The organism is Yokenella regensburgei, assembly GCF_003634235.1.
GTDB lineage: Bacteria > Pseudomonadota > Gammaproteobacteria > Enterobacterales > Enterobacteriaceae > Yokenella > Yokenella regensburgei.
This window is the reverse complement of the sequence record NZ_RBIZ01000003.1, coordinates 501,771-521,965: the sequence shown is the minus strand read 5'-3', so window position 1 is coordinate 521,965 and position 20,195 is coordinate 501,771. Positions and strand designations below refer to the sequence as shown.

At 49.5% G+C, this 20,195-nt stretch carries 18 protein-coding genes; 1 reads left to right on the top strand and 17 read right to left on the bottom strand.

The window, feature by feature from the left end; translation table 11 throughout:
* Positions 1 to 5 precede the first annotated feature (5 nt).
* A complete protein-coding gene (wzzB, locus tag C7387_RS02475; protein WP_040903740.1) occupies positions 6 to 992 on the bottom strand; it encodes an LPS O-antigen chain length determinant protein WzzB in 987 nt (328 codons plus the stop codon).
* Positions 993 to 1,224: 232 nt separating this feature from the next.
* Between wzzB and C7387_RS02470 the strand changes: the two genes are divergently transcribed.
* A complete protein-coding gene (locus C7387_RS02470) occupies positions 1,225 to 2,229 on the top strand; it encodes an NAD-dependent epimerase (protein WP_006820736.1) in 1,005 nt (334 codons plus the stop codon).
* Between the two features lie 50 nt (positions 2,230 to 2,279).
* Here the strand turns inward: C7387_RS02470 and ugd are convergent, their stop codons facing one another.
* From ugd to wcaK, 16 genes are all read right to left on the bottom strand, one after another.
* Positions 2,280 to 3,446, bottom strand: a complete 1,167-nt coding sequence (gene ugd, locus C7387_RS02465) for a UDP-glucose 6-dehydrogenase (RefSeq protein ID WP_006820737.1) — start codon at positions 3,444 to 3,446, stop codon at positions 2,280 to 2,282.
* Positions 3,447 to 3,684: 238 nt separating this feature from the next.
* Positions 3,685 to 5,091 (bottom strand): NADP-dependent phosphogluconate dehydrogenase, encoded by a 1,407-nt coding sequence (gndA, locus tag C7387_RS02460; protein ID WP_038256533.1) that lies wholly within the window; start codon positions 5,089 to 5,091, stop codon positions 3,685 to 3,687.
* A 230-nt stretch (positions 5,092 to 5,321) separates the two neighbouring features.
* A complete protein-coding gene (rfbA, locus tag C7387_RS02455; protein ID WP_038256531.1) occupies positions 5,322 to 6,191 on the bottom strand; it encodes a glucose-1-phosphate thymidylyltransferase RfbA in 870 nt (289 codons plus the stop codon).
* A 40-nt stretch (positions 6,192 to 6,231) separates the two neighbouring features.
* Positions 6,232 to 7,242, bottom strand: coding sequence for a WaaS/CpsH family glycosyltransferase (locus C7387_RS02450; protein WP_006820740.1), 1,011 nt, complete (start codon positions 7,240 to 7,242; stop codon positions 6,232 to 6,234).
* Position 7,243: 1 nt separating this feature from the next.
* Positions 7,244 to 7,780 carry a serine O-acetyltransferase gene (locus C7387_RS02445; RefSeq protein WP_006820741.1) on the bottom strand — a complete coding sequence of 179 codons (537 nt, stop codon included), beginning with the start codon at positions 7,778 to 7,780 and terminating at the stop codon, positions 7,244 to 7,246.
* 36 nt (positions 7,781 to 7,816) lie between these two features.
* The gene (locus tag C7387_RS02440; RefSeq protein ID WP_120815963.1) at positions 7,817 to 8,635 is read right to left on the bottom strand and encodes an NAD-dependent epimerase/dehydratase family protein; all 819 of its coding nucleotides are present in this window, start codon (positions 8,633 to 8,635) and stop codon (positions 7,817 to 7,819) included.
* Entirely contained in the window at positions 8,632 to 9,171 is a 540-nt protein-coding gene (gene rfbC / locus C7387_RS02435; protein WP_006820743.1) for a dTDP-4-dehydrorhamnose 3,5-epimerase, read from the bottom strand. The genes C7387_RS02440 and rfbC overlap by 4 nt, the downstream gene beginning before the upstream one ends.
* A 73-nt stretch (positions 9,172 to 9,244) precedes the next feature.
* Positions 9,245 to 11,140 carry a polysaccharide biosynthesis protein gene (locus C7387_RS02430; RefSeq protein ID WP_038256524.1) on the bottom strand — a complete coding sequence of 632 codons (1,896 nt, stop codon included), beginning with the start codon at positions 11,138 to 11,140 and terminating at the stop codon, positions 9,245 to 9,247.
* A gap of 38 nt (positions 11,141 to 11,178) precedes the next feature.
* On the bottom strand, positions 11,179 to 11,739 hold the full coding sequence (locus tag C7387_RS02425) for a PglD-related sugar-binding protein (RefSeq protein ID WP_120815962.1): 561 nt from the start codon (positions 11,737 to 11,739) through the stop codon (positions 11,179 to 11,181).
* On the bottom strand, positions 11,732 to 12,775 hold the full coding sequence (locus tag C7387_RS02420; RefSeq protein WP_006820747.1) for an MraY family glycosyltransferase: 1,044 nt from the start codon (positions 12,773 to 12,775) through the stop codon (positions 11,732 to 11,734). Before C7387_RS02420 ends, C7387_RS02425 begins: the two co-directional genes overlap by 8 nt.
* A complete protein-coding gene (locus C7387_RS02415) occupies positions 12,775 to 13,719 on the bottom strand; it encodes an NAD-dependent epimerase/dehydratase family protein (RefSeq protein WP_038256521.1) in 945 nt (314 codons plus the stop codon). The genes C7387_RS02420 and C7387_RS02415 overlap by 1 nt, the downstream gene beginning before the upstream one ends.
* Positions 13,720 to 13,778: 59 nt before the next feature.
* The gene (gene rfbB / locus C7387_RS02410; protein ID WP_120815961.1) at positions 13,779 to 14,861 is read right to left on the bottom strand and encodes a dTDP-glucose 4,6-dehydratase; all 1,083 of its coding nucleotides are present in this window, start codon (positions 14,859 to 14,861) and stop codon (positions 13,779 to 13,781) included.
* A 362-nt stretch (positions 14,862 to 15,223) separates the two neighbouring features.
* Positions 15,224 to 16,117, bottom strand: coding sequence for a GalU regulator GalF (gene galF / locus C7387_RS02405; protein ID WP_006820750.1), 894 nt, complete (start codon positions 16,115 to 16,117; stop codon positions 15,224 to 15,226).
* A 145-nt stretch (positions 16,118 to 16,262) separates the two neighbouring features.
* Positions 16,263 to 17,675, bottom strand: coding sequence for a colanic acid biosynthesis protein WcaM (wcaM, locus tag C7387_RS02400; RefSeq protein ID WP_006820751.1), 1,413 nt, complete (start codon positions 17,673 to 17,675; stop codon positions 16,263 to 16,265).
* A gap of 12 nt (positions 17,676 to 17,687) precedes the next feature.
* Positions 17,688 to 18,908, bottom strand: coding sequence for a colanic acid biosynthesis glycosyltransferase WcaL (gene wcaL, locus C7387_RS02395; RefSeq protein WP_120815960.1), 1,221 nt, complete (start codon positions 18,906 to 18,908; stop codon positions 17,688 to 17,690).
* Entirely contained in the window at positions 18,905 to 20,185 is a 1,281-nt protein-coding gene (gene wcaK / locus C7387_RS02390) for a colanic acid biosynthesis pyruvyl transferase WcaK (protein WP_120816712.1), read from the bottom strand. Before wcaK ends, wcaL begins: the two co-directional genes overlap by 4 nt.
* Positions 20,186 to 20,195: the final 10 nt, after the last annotated feature.

Here is a 20,195-nt window from a genome sequence, read left to right as displayed (position 1 = left end):
TGTATTTAGCGGCGTTCTGCCTGATAGGTCCGCAGTGCGTTTCGGCCCAACACGAGCCCTGCTCCGACCATTAAGCCAAGCAGTACGGCGAGAACCACCACGAGCCCACGTTTCGGGCTGTCACGATGAATCGGCAGGCTTGGTTTCATCACGTAGCGATAGGCGTGAATGGTTTTCGGATCCACCTGCAGGCTCTGGATATCAAGCAGGTTACGCTTGGTCTGATAGTAGCTGCTGGCAAAAAGTAGCGGACGGGTGGCTTCGTTTTGCACCATCGAGCTCAACCCTTCGCTGCCGAGCAGGAACAGAGTGTCCTGGTTAACGTCCTGAGTCTGTTGCACCTGCGGCTTGGTAACATTGGATTGCTCGGCGTATTTCAGCGCTTCTTTGATTTGCTTGATACGCAGATCTTTCTGCTCCTGAGCCACCTTCTCCTGAGTTTGCAACGAAGTCTGCAGCGTAGCGGTCTGCTGCTTAATGTTATCGTTCAGGTCAGTATCCAGCTCTTTGGCGATTTGCTCATCAACCTGCTGAATATACTGGGTCAGCTGTTTCTGCGCCGCTTCAGCAGAAGAGCCGACGTAAGAGATCTTAATCGGGAGGTCCTGGCCTTTTACCGCCTGCTCGACCGTCAGTTTTTCAGGGATGGTCTGATTATCCAGCGATTCAGCCAAAGCTGACATCGCCGCGTTATAACGACCAATCACCCGTACCTGGACATCGTTGATGTTAGGTGAGGTGGTGGGATAAAGAATATTCAGCGCGGTATTGTACGAAGCAATTTGTGCCGCATCCGGCTGGGAGATGATCGCGGTAGACGTCCATTTTTCTTTTGCAACAAACAGATAGACGACGGCGAGAAGAACAGCAACGACAACACAGATTGCAATCGTCATTTTCCCACGCCAGACCTGCACAACTAAATCAATAAGATCGATTTGCTCAGCTTCCGGGCGAAATCCGTTCGACCCATTATTGGTTTCTTGCGTCATACAAACCTTAACATTAAATGAAAAAAGGAGACCCATAAACTTTGGTAGTTTACTCATCCGCTTTGGAATTACTATCGGATTTTATCCGATTCCAGACTTTGTTTACCTGCCGTAGCGGCAACGCTAATTGTAGATTACGATTATCTTTTTTGGCGCCCGGCGGGTATGATTTCGCCTTTCGTTACAGCCGAAGGTGTGGTTGCCTTCCTGAACGCGTGTACTGAGGAATTCTATGAAATATCTGGTTACAGGAGCTGCCGGTTTTATCGGCTATCACATCTGCAAACGCCTGCTGGATGCGGGCCATCAGGTCGTCGGTATCGACAATCTTAACGATTACTACGATGTCAGCCTCAAACAGGCACGCCTTGACCTGCTGCAGTCGCCCCTGTTCAGCTTCCATAAAATCGATCTGGCCGACCGCAAAGCGATGGAAACGCTGTTTGCTGACGAGAAATTCAACCGCGTTATCCACCTCGCCGCACAGGCCGGTGTGCGCTATTCGCTGGAAAATCCGCACATCTACGCGGAGTCCAACATGATGGGTCATCTGAACGTGCTTGAGGGCTGCCGCCATAATAAGGTGCAGCATCTGGTGTATGCTTCCTCTAGTTCGGTATACGGTCTGAACCGCAAAATGCCGTTCTCTACCGACGACGCCGTCGATCACCCGGTATCGCTGTACGCGGCAACTAAAAAAGCCAACGAGCTGATGTCGCACACCTACTCACACCTGTACGGCCTGCCGACCACCGGTCTGCGATTCTTTACGGTCTATGGTCCGTGGGGTCGTCCGGATATGGCATTGTTCAAATTTACCAAAGCGATGCTCGAGGGTAAAAGCATCGACGTATACAACTACGGCAAGATGAAGCGCGATTTCACCTACATCGACGACATCGCTGAAGCGGTGATGCGCCTGCAGGACGTGGTTCCGGTTGCCAACCCGGAGTGGACGGTTGAAACCGGCTCCCCCGCCAGCAGCTCTGCGCCTTATCAGGTGTATAACGTCGGCAACAGTTCGCCGGTGGAGCTGATGGACTACATTACCGCGCTGGAAGAAGCTATTGGCACCCCGGCGCAGAAAAATATGATGCCGGTACAGCCGGGTGACGTCCTGGAGACCAGCGCCGACACCACCCCACTCTTCGATGTCACCGGCTTTAAGCCGCAGACCTCGGTGAAGGAAGGGGTTAAAAACTTTGTTGACTGGTACCGTGAGTTTTATAAGGTGTAAAAAAAAGCCCTCTGATGAGGGCTTTTTTATCGCAGCGATTTTATTGTAACTTAGTCATTACCAAACAGATCGCGGGTATACACTTTATCCGCAACGTCTTCCAGTTCTTCGGCCATACGGTTAGAAATAATCACATCGGCCTCCTGCTTAAACGCTTCAAGATCTCGCACCACGCGGGAGTGGAAGAACTCATCTTCCGGCATCACCGGTTCATAAATAATGACCGTAACACCCTTCGCCTTGATACGCTTCATGATCCCCTGAATGGAAGATGCACGGAAGTTATCAGACCCGCTTTTCATAATCAGACGGTATACCCCGACCACCTTCGGATGGCGCGCGAGAATCGAATCAGCGATGAAGTCTTTACGCGTCCGGTTAGCATCAACAATGGCGGAAATCAGGTTGTTTGGCACCTGGTCATAGTTAGCCAGCAGCTGCTTGGTATCTTTCGGCAGACAGTAGCCACCGTAGCCGAAGGACGGGTTGTTGTAGTGGTTGCCGATGCGCGGATCCAGGCACACGCCTTCGATGATCTGCTTTGAGTTCAGTCCCAGGCTTTCGGCATAGCTGTCGAGTTCATTGAAGTAGGCCACACGCATTGCAAGATAGGTGTTTGCGAACAGCTTAATGGCTTCGGCTTCGGTGGAGTCTGTGAACAGCGTCGGGATGTTTTGCTTAATGGCGCCTTCCTGCAGCAGCGCGGCAAAGCGTTCAGCACGCTCGGAGCGTTCGCCGATCACGATGCGTGACGGATGCAGGTTATCGTACAGGGCGCGGCCTTCACGCAGGAACTCCGGCGAGAAGAAAATGTTATCAATACCCAGCTGTGCTTTGATTGACTGGGTAAAGCCTACCGGGATGGTCGACTTGATAATCATCACCGCGTTCGGATTGATTTCGGTGACATCACGGATCACCGCTTCAACCGAAGAGGTGTTGAAGTAGTTGGTTTTCGGATCGTAATCGGTCGGGGTAGCAATAATCACATAGTCCGCATTGCGGTAGGCATCGTGCTTGTCGGTGGTCGCGCGGAAGTTCAGCGGCTTAGTGGTCAGGTATTCCTGAATCTCTTTATCAACAATCGGCGACTGCTTTTTGTTAAGCATGTCTACCTTCGCCTGCACGATGTCCAGTGCCACCACTTCATGGTGTTGGGCGATCAGGATGCCGTTGGATAAGCCGACGTAACCAGTACCGGAAATTGTTATTTTCATTCGATAGCAACTTATGTGAGTTAAACCGTAAGGATGGCCGCTTCGCCATCACAAGAATCAGGGATTTTTACCTCTTACAACGAGGTACTGTCAAGGCAGAGCGCCCTTCCCGGGCACGACGTTGAGCCTCGATTGACGAAAAGCAATTTCAGCGATATTGCCAGACCCCAGCAATAGCGGGCACAAAAAAGCCCGAAGACAAGCTTCGGGCTTAGTAAGTGACGGAGATTAAATCAGATTAATCCAGCCACTCTGTGTGGAAGACACCTTCTTTATCCGTACGCTTATAGGTATGCGCACCGAAATAGTCGCGCTGAGCCTGAATCAGGTTCGCTGGCAGTACCGCAGAGCGGTAGCTGTCATAGTAGGCAACGGCTGCCGAGAAGGTCGGTACCGGAATACCGTTCTGTACTGCATAAGCCACGACATCACGCAGCGCCTGCTGATATTCGTCAGCAATTTTCTTGAAGTACGGTGCCAGCAGCAGGTTAGCGATGTCTTTGTTTTCCGCATACGCGTCGGTGATTTTCTGCAGGAACTGGGCGCGGATGATGCAGCCAGCGCGGAAGATCTTCGCGATTTCGCCGTAGTTCAGATCCCAGCTATGCTCGTCGGAAGCGGCGCGCAGCTGAGAGAAGCCCTGTGCGTAAGAGACGATTTTACCGAGGTACAGTGCACGGCGAACTTTCTCAACGAACTCTGCTTTGTCGCCTGCTGGCTGCGCTTTCGGGCCAGACAGCACTTTGGAAGCGGCAACACGCTGATCTTTCAGAGATGAGATGTAACGCGCGAATACGGATTCGGTGATAAGAGACAGCGGCTCGCCAAGATCCAGAGAGCTCTGGCTGGTCCACTTACCGGTGCCTTTGTTTGCGGCTTCATCAAGAATGACGTCGACCAGGTATTTACCCTCTTCGTCTTTCTTAGTGAAAATGTCTTTGGTGATGTCGATGAGGTAGCTGTTCAGCTCGCCGTTGTTCCACTCGGTGAAGACCTGGGCCAGTTCTTCGTTAGAGAGGTTCAGGCCACCTTTCAACAGAGAATAGGCTTCAGCAATCAGCTGCATATCGCCATATTCGATACCGTTGTGCACCATTTTCACATAGTGACCCGCTCCGTCCGGACCAATATAAGTCACGCACGGCTCACCGTCTTCGGCTACAGCAGCGATTTTGGTCAGGATTGGCGCAACCAGCTCGTAGGCGTGTTTCTGACCGCCTGGCATGATGGATGGGCCCTTCAGTGCCCCCTCTTCGCCACCGGAAACGCCGGTACCGATGAAGTTAAAACCGTCTTCAGACAGTTCGCGGTTACGACGGATGGTGTCCTGGAAGAAGGTATTACCGCCATCAATGATGATGTCACCTTTATCAAGGAACGGCTTCAGGGAGTCGATTGCAGCATCGGTACCCGCACCCGCTTTCACCATTAACAGGATACGACGCGGCGTTTCCAGAGATTCGACAAACTCTTTTACCGTGTAGTAAGGAACCAGCTTCTTGCCGGGATTCTCGGCAACAACTTCTTCAGTCTTCTCACGGGAGCGGTTGAAGATGGAGACGGTGTAACCACGGCTTTCGATGTTGAGCGCCAGGTTGCGCCCCATCACTGCCATACCGACGACGCCGATCTGTTGTTTGGACATTACATACTCCTGTCAGGTGTGGTCACTGTCGGGGTCGGGTAACCCCGACAGATATAATTTGCAAGAATCTTAACTCATAAATCAGGGTCAGAGATAGGCATTTGTGGCCCTGATCACAGTAAAAACAATAGCCACTGCAGGGTTTAAAGTATCGCTGCAATTAGGAATTTCCAGAAACCGGATCAGCCTTCTGAATATAAAATATGAGTTGGGTTCAGCATGGAATTTGATTATTGGTTTTTAACCAAATTCAGTAAGTATTGACCATAATTAGTTTTCGCCATGTCATTGCCATGGGCGATAACCTCTTCTACAGTCAGCCAGCCTTTGCGATAGGCAATTTCCTCAAGACACGCGATTTTGAAACCCTGACGTTTCTCAATAGTGTGAATAAACTGGGAGGCTTCAATGAGGCTGTCATGGGTGCCGGTGTCGAGCCACGCGAATCCTCGGCCTAGCAACTCAACCTGCAGATCGCCTTTCTCAAGGTACATCTGGTTCAGTGTTGTTATCTCCAGCTCACCACGCTCAGACGGTTTAACCTGTTTGGCCATCTCAACAACGTTTTCATCATAGAAATATAAGCCAGTCACAGCCCAGCTGGATTTAGGTTTCAATGGTTTTTCTTCAATGCTAAGGGCTTTGAACTTGTCATCAAATTCAACAACGCCGAAACGTTCCGGATCCATCACCTGATAGCCAAAGACCGTTGCTCCAGCGTCACTGGCAACCACTGACTCGAGTTTACGGCCAAAGCTCTGACCAAAGAAAATATTATCGCCTAACACCAGAGCACACTTATCACCTGCAATGAATTCCTCACCGATAATAAAAGCTTGTGCCAGGCCATCCGGTGAAGGTTGCACTTCATAAGAGAGATTAATGCCAAAGCGACTTCCATCTCCCAGCAGGCGCTGGAATGAAGGGAGATCTTCCGGAGTGGTAATCAATAAAATGTCACGAATGCCGGCAAGCATCAGCACTGACATTGGGTAATAAACCATTGGTTTATCATAAATAGGTAAAAGTTGTTTGGACACACCACGTGTAATAGGATGCAAGCGTGTTCCTGAACCGCCAGCAAGAATAATACCCTTCATTCCACTACCTCAATACTCTATACTTCCAAAAAAGATAACGTTAAAACTCTGCTTTTTCAGCTTTAACAGAACAGAGTGTTCTTACCCAAGAGTCCACACTGTATTTATCGATAACAGCAGCATGCTCATCGTTATACGGGATACTGAAAAATGAAGCATCAATCTTAACATCTGAACGATCTATAAAATAAAAGTTATTTACCGAGTAAAAATCATAACCCTTAACATTAGCATTAGTGGTAATGAATTTACGTTTCAACGGTAAGCACTCAATGGTTCGCATCGTCAAACCAGACTGCCTGGGATGCTGTATATCAAGAACGGCATCTGCATCAGAGAAAAATTTTGCGATCTGAGCTTTATTCCGGGAACGGATGGTAAAGTTGCAAAGTCTGTATTTCATAACATCTTTAATATTTGCAACTAAGAAACCTGACAACACAACGATGGAAGGGAAAAACAGAATGAAATTCAAATTATAATCATTCTTGTGTTTTTGATATATTTCACCCAGTAATTTATATCTGTCGCTGTGTACAGTACCAAGGAAAGCAATGGTTGGTTTTTTCCCTTCCGATGAAGGCCGCTGATGGTGATTAACAAAATCCGGTGAGAAGAATAATGGCAAATGCGTCATATAATGATATGCTTTTGCATCGTTATCATCGAACGTAAACACACTGTCAAACAGATTCAAATATTCCTGGATATGAGGGTAGTTTTTAATTGAGTCCCAGGCGTAATAAATAAACTTTGCACTCTTGTATTTCTCTTTAAATTTTAAAAGACTTTTTCTGTCAAGAGACTCGCCTTTCAATACTATCACATAATCGTATTGCTCGTTCGCTTGTGAAAGGATCTTCTCAAAGTAGGTATCTGAGATTCGGCGAATGAAATTACTGTTTTTCCACAACCTTAAAATTATTTTAAAGAAAACATTGTTAAATGGTTTTTCATCAAAATAATCGACAGTCGCACCGGCGCGTCTTAACGCATCAGAAATTTCGTTTTCATAGTTAAAAAAGCGAGGACACAGGAACAACACTTTCATTTCAAATACTCTTCTTAACTACAGCCGGGATCCCTACCAAAAGCACGTTGTTATCACAAGATTGCATTACAACGGCATTAGCAGCAACGATAACGTTGTCACCAATACGTATTCCACCGAGAATCTTAGCACCGGAGGCAACAACAACGTTATCTCCAAGCACCGGGCGGTTAGCATGGTTGAAAGGAATATCGATGTTCTTAGCGCCCAGGGTAACCTGCTGATATATCGTTGCATTTTTGCCAATCTCAGAGGCACCAATGACGATACCCTGTGAGTGAGGAATAAAGAATCCCCCGCCAATTTTGCAGTTCGCCGCAATTTCAACACCGAACACGATAAAGTTAACTAATGCAAAGATCTTCCCAACAACAGGAATTCTTTTCTTAAAGCAAAAATGACTCATTCGATACAGAATAACCGGCGTCATTTTCATTCCCAAAAATGCGCCGACGATACCGCCGAAAGAAACTGTTGATTTATTACGCCCGGTTAATTGGTAATAACGAAGAATGTCGGATTTTACCAGATCAAACATGAGAACAACTCCAACTTGTTATGGTTGATAGTAAAATCAGACCGCAGTCATGCTCTTTTTAAAATTATCAATCATTATTTCGATATCAGCCAGCACGTTCCGATAAGTGTGGCTATATTCAGTGACTGTTCTCGAGTTATCCGTAGGAGGGAAATATTCGCCCTTAAAACCGTCATGCCATTTGATGGTGCAATCAGTTTTATTTGAAATAAGCTCCGCAATATCTGCAGCCGTGGTGTTCACACCAGAAGCAATGTTGTAAATCTTATGCTGACTGTGACGACTGATTTGGTAAATCACCTCAGCAACATCGCTAACAGCAACATAGTCTTTTGCATATTCAGGAGCTACATACATATCAATATGATGGTTAGAGATGGCATTTCTGATAATGCTTGGCAGGAATAATTTACTCTTTAACGCAAGTCCGTAGACGTTACTAGGTCTGACAATAATTGTTTCACGTGCACTTTTTAGACACAGCTCTTCACTCACCAGTTTAGTAAGATTGAATAATCTTCTGTTGTCATTGGTGCATACAGTCAAATCATCCGACTCACTCGCTCCTTCTTGCTCCATATAAAGACGAGTTGAGGAAATATAGATGAGCTTATCAAAGCTGGCTTTTTCTAAAAGAGCTGCCAGCAGTTCGGTATTGGATTTATAAACATCAAACGGGGTATTAGCACAATCACCATTACCCGCAGCATAGATGACGATACCCAGTTCGCTATTGAATAATGAATCGTCATCACGTGGTGGCACCACCACAGTTTCACCTTTCGCCTTCAGGTTTTCGACGATCTCACTGCCGATAAATCCTCGTCCACCAATTACCGTATAATGCGATTTCATAATGAATTTCCGTATTCAGCAAGAGTCATTAATTTAATATCCTTATCAGACAGCAGCGGCGACGTAACAGGCCATTCAATACCAATATCAGGATCGTTCCAGATAATGCCGCCTTCGTCTGACGGATCGTAGAAATCAGTACATTTGTAATGAAAATCAGCATATTCGCTCAATACACAGAAGCCATGCGCAAAGCCAGGCGGAACGTAAAGCTGGTTGTTCTTCTCACCAGAAAGAATAACGCCAACATATTGCCCAAAGGTTTCGGAGCCCGGGCGAAGATCCACAGCAACGTCATAAACTTCACCACTAATCACGCTCACTAACTTACCCTGTGGTTTAGTGCGCTGAAAGTGCAATCCGCGCAGTACGTTACGGCTCGAGCGAGAGCGGTTGTCCTGAACAAAGTTACCTGTAATTCCGGCCTGCTCATATTTTTCTTTATGCCATGCTTCCAGGAAAAAGCCCCGGGAGTCGCCAAAAACTTTTGGCTCGATAATAACGCAGTCTTTTAAAGGTGTTTTAATGACGTTCATTTTTGTTCCTTCGGTTGGAAAGCTCGTCTTTCCAACCTGAATAAAGAGTTAACACTCAACGCTGCAAAAGTGATTAGTGGGTAGAAACCGTTTTTTCTTTCCAGAGTAAGTCACAGATGCCATCAGTAGGGTTAAATGCTGTTGGTGCCTTCAGCAAGATCTCACGCACCCGCTCGTAGTCAAATTCACGACAGGCACTGTCCAGATCCGCAAGAATAGCGCTCATCTCGCTCCACGGTAACATCACTTCGTTAGCAGTCTTAATACGCGGGTGTTGCGTCGTGGACACATTGTCGCCAATAAGCAACTCTTCATAAAGTTTTTCACCCGGACGCAAACCCGTCGTTTTAACCGCAATATCGCCGTACGGATTTTTGTCATCGCGAACGGAGAGCCCCTGTAGCGCAATCATACGGTGCGCAAGGTCGATAATTTTCACCGGCTCACCCATATCGAGAACAAAAACATCGCCACCGGTTCCCATCGCTCCTGCCTGAATCACTAATTGCGCCGCCTCAGGGATAGTCATGAAGTAACGCGTGATATCCTGGTGAGTCAACGTGACCGGACCACCAGAGGCAATCTGTTTTTCAAACAGCGGCACAACTGAGCCCGAAGAACCCAGCACGTTGCCAAAACGAACCATGCTAAAGCAGGTCTTGCTGTATTCCTTCGCTAATGCCTGCAGCACCAACTCCGCCATACGTTTGGTCGCACCCATTGTATTTGTAGGTCGTACCGCTTTATCGGTGGAAATTAAAACAAAGTTTTCCACACCGCAGGTCGCCGCCGCCTGGGCACAGCACAAAGTACCGAAGATATTATTGCGAACGCCATCAAGGACGTTGAACTCAACAAGAGGCACATGTTTATACGCCGCGGCGTGATAAATCGTGTCGATGTTGAATGCTTTAATTAATCTTTCGAGATGCTCTTTATCCTGCACGTTGCCAAGAATTGGGTAAATCTTAACCTGCAAATCCTGGCTGAGATTCAGATTACGCAGTTCAGAATCAATGGAGTACAGTGAGAACTCTGACAGCTCGAACAGAATAAGCTGATCGGGCTTATTTTTGATTATCTGCCGGCACAGTTCAGAACCAATGGAACCGCCTGCACCTGTAACCATAACCGTTTTCCCGTTGATATTACGGGATACTAATTCCGGAATTGGCGAAACAGGGTCACGCCCCAGGAGATCGGTGATGACCACTTTGCGTAACGCATCGATACGCGCTTTACCTTCTACCAGGTCGACCATCCCAGGAATAGAAAGCACCTCACAAGGTAAACCTTCCAGTGTCTTAATCACTTCATTTTTTCTGGCACGACTGGCACTTGGCATCGCCAGCAAAATTTTCTTCGCTTCGTATTTCTCAACCAGCCAGGCCAGTTTTTCTGGTGCAAAAACGCTGACGCCGTGAATAACCTGTCCCTGCAGGGCACGGTTGTCATCGACAAATGCAACCGGATAATACTCATCCATCTGGCTCAACGCTGGCAGCAACTGACGACCAGACGCCCCAGCACCGTAAATGACGACTCGGGTGCCCCGCTTCATGCCGCGGTTTACCAGCATACGCATTCCGAGTCTTGAACCGGCGATAAGCAGTAAGCCAAATGAGAAGTAAATGAATGGAATCGTTCTCGGCAGATAAAGATTGGTATAGAACGCCGCAATAATCAGCAATATGGACGATATACACATACCAACTGCCACAACCAGCAGAATCTTAGCCGTAATATAGCGAATAACTGCACGGTACAGCCCCAGCCTGACAAATATTGCCAAAGTGACGACGATTATTGAAAATATCAATAGCCAATGTGGCGTACTATATAACGGTGTCAGTGAATCTATACGTACCCAAAACGCAAACCAGAACGCGCATAAGAGCAGTACAACATCGATAGATAACGTAATGATTCGTTTTATTGGTCTTGGTAAAGATATTAAATAAGTTAGCATACTAAAAACTAGTCGCCTCGTTAAAGCTTGCCTTCAGTTTATAAAATAGAACCAGCAGGGCACACTGAGTCATCGTCCACTTTTGCATTATAACCACCCACTGTACCAGCCTGCAGAAAAGCTGATTTCCCAATGTCAGCACTTCCTGCAAGATGAACACCAACACCTAAGTGAGCAAAATCACCGAGAATGGAATCATGGTCTACTGTCGAATGGCTATTTACAATCGTGCATATACCTAATGTTGCGTTAGCACCCACCACAGCCATCGCTAATACCACTGAGCCATCAGCTATTGTTGCCGACGAGCTGACAAATGCCGATGGATGTATAAGCGTGACAGGTTGGATACCTAAGCTGATAACCTGCTGATAGAGTTGTTCTCTGACTTTATTATTTCCAATGCCAATAACGATGTTATTAGCCTTTTTGATATGTAACGGTAGCTCTGAAATTTTACCAATAATGAGTTTGTTGGTCTCATGGCAAAGGGATGCATTCTCATCGAGAAACACAATATCCGCATAGCCCAGTAGTCTGGCCATTTCGCATAGCGTGCGTCCATGGCCACCAGCCCCCAAAATCATCAGGTCATGCATTGACGTTGCTCTCTTTGTCTTTCACGCCAGCACCACATTTGAATGCCACAAAGAACAGCGGTAACCAGGCGATAATCAGACCCACGATGCCATCAATTTTGGCTGCTGCAATCAGATAAGCAATTGGCAAGAGCCAGAGCAGGTTAACGGCAATCGCCATCAGCGTCACCGGAACATGACTGCCATATTTCCGGGCAAGGATCTGATAACCATGGCTCGCATGCGCTTCGTAGACTTTCTTACCGGCAACCACTCTGCGCAGCAGCGTGGTGGTGGCGTCGACGATGAAAACACCCAGCAAACATAGCTCTGCAATAAAGAAGTGTGAATCAACTTTCGCAATATGGAGGATCATCAGCCCGATGGTTATTCCGAGGAAACCGCTTCCGGCATCCCCCATAAAGATTTTGGCAGCCGGGAAGTTCCAGACAATAAAACCGGCAGCAGCACCAACAAGGGCAAGTGTCAGTGGATAGATGCTACCAGGAGCAAGCGTATACTGGTTAACGACCATTAACATCGCACTGCTTGCCGCAAAGGTGATCGCTTCCGAACTGGCTAAACCGTTAATCCCATCCATGAAATTGTATAAATTCAACATCCAGACCAAATAGAAGCAGCCCAGAATCATCCCAATCCATGATAATGAGAGATCGTAACCAAACAGAGTAATAATCGGGAAAGAACCTAAGAAATACAGGCCAATTGCCGCTGCCAGGAAATGCATCAGCAGACGCCAGCGTGCCGCAATATGACCATGGTCATCCAGGAACCCGATTACGGCAACAATTAACCCCGGAATGAATAAACCTAAGAAACCATCTACCGTCAGCGCGTTGCTGAAATAAAACCACACCAGTGCGGCTAAAAGCGTCAGGACAATAGCCACCCCACCCCCACGCGGCGTTGGCACAGAATGCGAGCTTCTCTGGTTTGGTCGGTCAATCACGTTATGTTTAATCGCATAACCGCGTAACCCCCAGGTCAGTGCACATGACACTAAAAATGCGAATATTACGATCCCTAAATCCAACATTATTTATTACCTTCGATATAATATTTCGCCGTTTTTTTCATAGTTTCATGCAGCGTTATCGGCGGTGTCCAGTGCAGTTGCTCTCTCGATTTACTGGCATCAACTTCAAGATCGCCGAATAACTGATCGTAAATTCCAGCTTTACCCACGGCCGAAAGCAATAATTTCAGGACGCTCTTCGGGAAATAGATAATTTTTGCGTGAATACCCATTCCAGTCGCAAAGGCGTTAATCATATCCTCGGTTGAGGGTCGCTCTGCATCGGCGAGCAGGTAGAGTTGATTTTTCGACTTATCATTCACGACGCATTCATTAATAAAGCTGACAACGTTGTCCAGCGACACCAGCGCACGCTTGTTATTCACGTTTTTAAACGGTAACGGCAGATTTTTCGACACCAGTTTTAACAGGCGCTGGATATTACCTGGCGCATTTTCACCACAGATCAGCGCCGGACGGACGATGGTTACCGCCATTTCGCTATTGGTAAAGGTTTGCCGCAGACTTTGCTCAGCCTCAAGTTTAGAAATGGCGTAGTCAGAAGTTGGCCGCGGTTCTGATGCTTCAGTAAAGGGGGTTCCTGAGGTAGCATTGCCGTTCACACCAATCGAGCTGATGAAAATGAAATGCTTTACGCCGCAGTTGGCGGCATCTTTAGCCAATTTCAAGGTCGCGTCGTGATTAACACGGCGAAATTCAGCTAATGCATCCTGAGCATTATCATTCAGGATATGTGCCCTTCCCGCAGTATGAATGACGGTATCGCATCCTTGCAGAAGGTTTACCCAGTTGGTTTCCGCTGAAATATCACCCAGGTTGTAAATTCCCTGTTCAATATCTTCCTGCCGACGCGTTGTTAATATCACCTGATGCCCTGATGATTTCAACGCCTGGACTAACGCAGTACCAAGAAACCCGGTTCCGCCAGTCACCAATACTTTCATTGCCATCCCCTGTCAGCTAAAAACGCATACATCACTATCTAAAATAAATCGAGCCGCTGTTAGCGATTCTGGTAATTTTCTTCAATCCACGACTTGTAGCTGCCGCTTTTCACGTTCTCTACCCACTGGGTGTTGGTCAGATACCATTCCACCGTTTTGCGGATCCCGCTTTCGAAGGTTTCCCGCGGTTTCCAGCCCAATTCCAGACCAATTTTCTCGGCATCAATGGCGTAGCGGCGATCGTGTCCCGGGCGGTCAGCAACGTAAGTTATCTGGTCGCGATAGGAGCCTTCTTTCGGAACGATTTCATCCAGCAGGGAGCAGATAGTGTGCACCACATCCAGATTTTGCTTCTCGTTGTGGCCGCCGATGTTGTAGGTTTCACCAATTTTACCCTGTGTCACCACGGTATAAAGCGCGCGCGCGTGGTCTTCAACGTACAACCAGTCGCGGATCTGATCGCCTTTACCGTAAACCGGCAGGGATTTGCCTTCCAGGGCGTTGAGGATAACCAATGGGATCAGTTTTTCCGGGAAGTGGTAAGGACCGTAGTTGTTAGAACAGTTGGTCACAATGGTCGGGAAACCGTAGGTACGCAGCCAGGCGCGAACCAGATGGTCACTGGAGGCTTTTGATGCAGAGTAAGGACTACTCGGTGCGTAGGCTGTTTTTTCGGTAAACAGCGGCAGTTCACTGCCCTTCGCTACTTCATCTGGGTGAGGAAGGTCACCATACACTTCATCAGTTGAGATATGGTGGAAACGGAATGCGGTTTTCTTCTCAGCACTTAATGATGACCAGTACTGGCGACTGGCTTCCAGCAGTACGTAGGTACCCACAATATTGGTTTCGATAAAAGCTGCCGGGCCAGTGATCGAACGATCAACGTGGCTCTCTGCCGCCAGATGCATCACGGCATCCGGCTGGTGCTTTGCAAAAATACGCGCCATCGCATCACTGTCGCAGATGTCGGCATGTTCAAAACGATAGCGATCGCTGTGCGCGACGTCGGCCAGCGATTCAAGATTGCCTGCATAAGTCAGCTTATCGACATTGACCACGGAATCCTGCGTATCATTGATAATATGTCGTACCACTGCAGACCCAATAAAGCCTGCCCCACCAGTGACCAGAATTTTCACGTTTATTTCGCTCTTAAGATATTCAGAAACAATGAGTTATGCTTATTCGCTAATGCGAGATACGCTACCGCCCCTGGCTCAATAGCTACCAGTGCACTAAACGCATAGAAAGTCTGCTGCCCTGCCGCGTTTTTACGCAGTCAGAACATGTTAAAATTTGATGACGCATTGTGGTCCTAATCGCACTTTATGACAAGGACAATTCCTACGTACAATCATCAAAAATAAATGCAACTGCTTTTTTTAGTGATTGATTTAAATGACAAAACGGCAGCGGCATTCTAAAAACCCGTTTGGTTTTTAAATACCCAACTGCCGTTCATAGGTATACATTTAATCAATGTATAGCATCGCTGCGGGCCTTACTCAGCCAGCAGTTTTTCGATGCTTTTGCGGAACTTCGCCCCTTCTTTCAGGTTGCGCAGCCCGTACTGTACGAAAGCCTGCATGTAGCCCATTTTCTTGCCACAATCGTAGGCGTCACCGGTCATCAGCATGGCATCCACAGACTGTTTTTTCGCCAGCTCGGCGATAGCATCCGTCAACTGAATACGCTCCCAGGCACCCGGCTCGGTACGTTCCAGCTCAGGCCAGATATCCGCAGAAAGCACATAGCGACCAACGGCCATCAGGTCAGAATCCAGAGTCTGCGGCTGATCCGGTTTTTCAACGAACTCGACGATACGGCTGACTTTACCTTCGCTGTCCAGCGGCTCTTTGGTCTCAATGACCGAGTACTCGCTGAGATCGCCTGCCATATGCTTCGCCAGTACCTGGCTACGACCAGTTTCATTGAAACGAGCCACCATTGCGGCAAGGTTATAGCGCAGCGGATCGGCGGTAGCATCATCGATGATGATATCCGGCAGTACCACGACAAACGGGTTATCGCCCACGATTGGGCGCGCGCACAAAATAGAGTGGCCAAGCCCCAGAGGCTGCGCCTGGCGGACGTTCATGATGGTCACGCCTGGCGGACAAATAGACTTCACCTCAGCCAGCAGCTGGCGCTTCACGCGCTGTTCAAGCAGTGACTCAAGTTCGTAGGAGGTGTCGAAGTGGTTTTCCACCGCATTCTTGGAGGCATGGGTGACCAGGACGATTTCTTTGATTCCTGCAGCAACAACTTCATCGACAATGTATTGAATCATTGGTTTGTCGACAATCGGCAGCATCTCTTTCGGAATGGCTTTTGTGGCGGGCAACATATGCATGCCCAAACCTGCTACCGGAATGACTGCTTTCAAATTAACCATTAGCGTATCCACCTGTAAATCGTTGAAGAATTATAGCCTTTAAAGCCGTTTTATCCAGTAGGTTTTGTGATTGTACCTGGCTTGCGGCGGTAAAATATCCGCTTTGTTCCGAGAGTTAACCAGTGTTTCCAGGAATCGTCGGAAATCAGCGCCCTGGCAAGTGAAAATTCAGCTGCTCTGCGTTCACCACGTGTTGGTCTATCCGGTCAATGTCCACCGACGGCTGACCGTTTTCATTCACAGCAGTAATGTTTGTCAGCGCCAGCAGGGTGTCGTCCTTCGCCATAAACCGGCCCCTCACGTCGCGACGCATGTCGAAGTTGAGCTTCAAAGCCGGGCCACGGCTGGCCTCCTGCATCACATGGATATTGCGCATAAAGAGGTGCTGCGGCTTGTTGAGTATCTCAAGCGAGGCGTGTTTAAGATTGAGGTTGGTGACAGAGACGAACGACGGCGCATTCCCCGCCGAGATCTGAATGCCACGCACCTTATAGGGCAGCGTACTGTTATCCAGTTGCACGTTGTTGAGGCGGAAATTCTGCGGAATAGAGAGATAAGCGCCACGGATAACGCCGTAGCCAATCAGCATCCCGGCGCTGTTCACCATCTGCACGTCATCAATCACGAAGTTATTGCAGCCGTAAATCGCCACCGTCGCGTTATCAAGCCCCGCCTGTTTGCTGAACTCGGGCAGGATATTCGTCGCTTTAATATTACGAATAATAAAATGCTTGCCGTTTTCCACATGGACGAGCTGGCGGCAGTTGCTGCCGGTGATGTTTGCCACCACGAAGTTTTTCACGCTCTGATGTTCGGGGTAGTCGTTATCGTAGGTACTGCCCGCAAGCCCAATCCCGATCCCCCAGCTGGTATTGCCGTTAGTGCAGTTGATGTTGTTGATGACGTGGTCAGAGATCAGGATGTTCTTATCATTGATGGCCACGTTCCATTCGATGGCATCGCCCTGCAGATCGCTGAAGTGACAGTTGACGATTTTGACCCCTTCCATCTGGTTCTGAAAACCCTGCCGCAGAATGCCGTAGTTGGCCTGGGTGATCGTCAGCGCTTTGATTATCAGATTACGCATCACGGCAGGCTGGTTCTGCTTCCCGCCGATGAAAATCTGCGATACCGGGCCAAAACCACTCATCTTCAGCCCCTCGATAAGCACGTTAGATCCGCGCACGTCGAGGTTAACGTTGTGCAGGCTCCCGCCGGCACTCCCGATGATGTTGCAGTTATCCTGCAGCGCGATACGTCCTTTACCGCTTCCTTTTAGTTCACCCGCCACCCGCAGCGTTTTGCCCGGTGGCATATCGATGCGGGTATTGATGGTATCGCACACCACCCCGGCGGGTACGGAAACCACATCATGCTGGTCGAAGGCCTGGCGGAAAGCGGCGACCCAGTCGTTGTTACGCACAAAGGTACGGATATCCGCTCCGTCATCAGCGGTCGCGGCGCGAGCCAGTGAGCTGTGAAGCAAAGGGAGTGCGGCAAGCGCCGAGCCCGCGGCAAGAAAGCGGCGTCGGGTCAGCGTGAGAACGTTGTTAGCCATAATGTCTCTCTCTTACAGCGTGCCCAGCAGCGAGGCCAGCTGCTGATTAATGCGCTGTTGATTAAATTCGGTTTCTACTTTCTCCCTTGCGCGCTGCACCACCGGGCGCAGCGTTTGCGTATCCATATGGCAAAATGTGCACAGGCGTTCGGCGAGCGCCGTGGCGTCATTCTCAGGCACCAGCCAGCCCGACTGGTTAGCATCAATCAGCTCCGGAATGCCGCTATGCAGCGTGGATACCACCGGAATACCCACCGCCATCGCCTCCATCAATGCCACCGGAATACCTTCCATATCGCCATCCGCACCGGTGATGGAGGGCAGCAGGAATACGTCGGCGGCATCCAGCATCGCTTTCACCTCGTGGCTCGGTTTAAAACCGGGCATCTCGACCACTCCCTCAAGCTGGTGCTGTTCGATAAGCGTCCGCAGACGGCGCTCCCACGGGCCAATCCCCAGGATCCGGTAATGGAAGTTCACCCCCATATCCCTGAGCTGACGACAGGCATCAATCGCCACGTGCAGCCCTTTTTTCTCGGTGAGCCGCGCCACGGAGATAATCTGCAGCGTTTCGCCAGGCGTTTTCAGCGGCCGCAGCGCGAAGTTGCCCATATCGACCCCCATTCTGGAGACCGCTATTTTGCTGCTCGGGCAGCCCATTCCCTGCAGACGCTCTGACCACAGATTGCTTATCGGCAGCATCAGGTCACCCCGGCGAAACAGCTGCTGGTATTCCGGGGTGTAATGCCTGAGCACCGCGCGGCTTGAGACATCAATGCCGTGAAACACGGTAGCAATTTTGCCTTTCACTACCCCAAGCTCACGCAGCTTTGCTGCCGTTACCCCCGCCGGACCAAAGTGTGCAATAAACACGTCGGCCTCCAGCGGCTGCGGGTTCAGCCCGCAGATAGCCGGGAGGATCAGGTTACGTGACTCATCGCCATAGCGGCGGACGTTGAGCGCCTTCCAGGTGGAAGCGCGCAGCAACCCGCGCATCGTGCTGAGCGCGCGGTGTTTAAGCTTTCCGGCTTTACCATCAGGCTCTTCCATCAGCCAACGGGTTTTCTCCGCCAGTTGGTACTGGCGCCAGGCCGCGTGAGTATTGGTGGTATCCCCTTTCTGCAGCGCGATTATCTCCACCTCGTAGCCCATCTCGATAAACGCCACAATCTGGTTGAGTACGAAGGTCTCGGAGGAGAGCGGGAATTTCAGTAAGAAGAAACCAACCTTCATGCCTGCTCCTTAATGCGTTTTAGTACCGACTGCACCATCTGCATGCCGTGCTCGCGCTCGATGGCAACCGCCTGCGCCAGACGGCTGTTGATGGCCGGAAGCTGGCCCAGCGTGTCGCTCACCATCGCGCATAAACTACCGTCCAGCAGATGCCTGATGTCGATTGCCATCTCCGGCATCCCCAACTGCTGCATGATGCCCGCCGACTTGTGCTCATAGTTAATGGCGATAGCCGGGGTACCAAAGTTCATCGAGATAATGCCGGAATGCAGGCGCGTGCCGACGGTCAGGTCGCAGGCGCCAAGGAGTTTGCCCATTTCCAGATCGTTAAGTTCATCCATCACCACGTGATAGCGCTCCGGGTGACGCAGATGTTTTTGCACCTTCAGCGCGACCATCCGGTCATCTTTGTTGTAGCTGTCGATACCGGTACAGGTCGACAGCGCAACGACCTGACATCCCTCTTCGGTGATGCGGTTAACCACCTCAGCAAACGCTTTTTCATACGCTTCCTGAGTGGTGCCAAGACGTTTATCGAACGGAGCCAGCTCGCGTAGCGTAATGGCCACGGTTTTCTTCGCCTGAATCAGATCGAGCCAGTGCTGCACGGCGTAGCTCGGCACAAACGCCTGCTCCTGATGCGCCACCAGCCAAGCGGTATCGACGCCCATCTCCACCTTACGGGTATCGATGCTGCTGCGCTTCATCAACTCAAGACTGACGGACTCGCGCAGCACCAGCGCATTGCAGTTGCCGAAGACATAGTTCGCCAGTTGGTTGAACTGCGACTCCTGGAACGGCCCTACGCTGTGGCCAATCATGTACAGCGGCTTTTTCGCCATGAACGTACAAAGCGCATGCTCGAACTGCGATACGCCGTACAAATCAACGAAGAACGACCCACCAACCTGAACAATGGCGTCATAGCCCGAAAGCAGGCGGATGAAATCAGTAAAACCCTGGGCAATCGCAATGTTGCGCAGCTTGCCGCTGTCGGTCACCCGCGAAAGCAGCACCTGGTGCTGATAGCGCCGACGCAGCACTTTACGGATCCGCCCCATCACCCCGGCGGCATTGTTGTGCTGTTTCATCTGGGAATAGAGCGGATCCCCCATCACCGGGCGGTCAAGCAGCCACGACGAGCTCACCGGGTAGCGGCTCATCACATCGACTTCCGCTTCGGGCTCCAGCGTCATCACGGCATCAAGCAGGCCGCGAAGAATAGCGCTGTCGCCGCGATTGCCGCAGGTATGGTTGCCAAGAATGAGTAATTTCATAGTTTTCTCT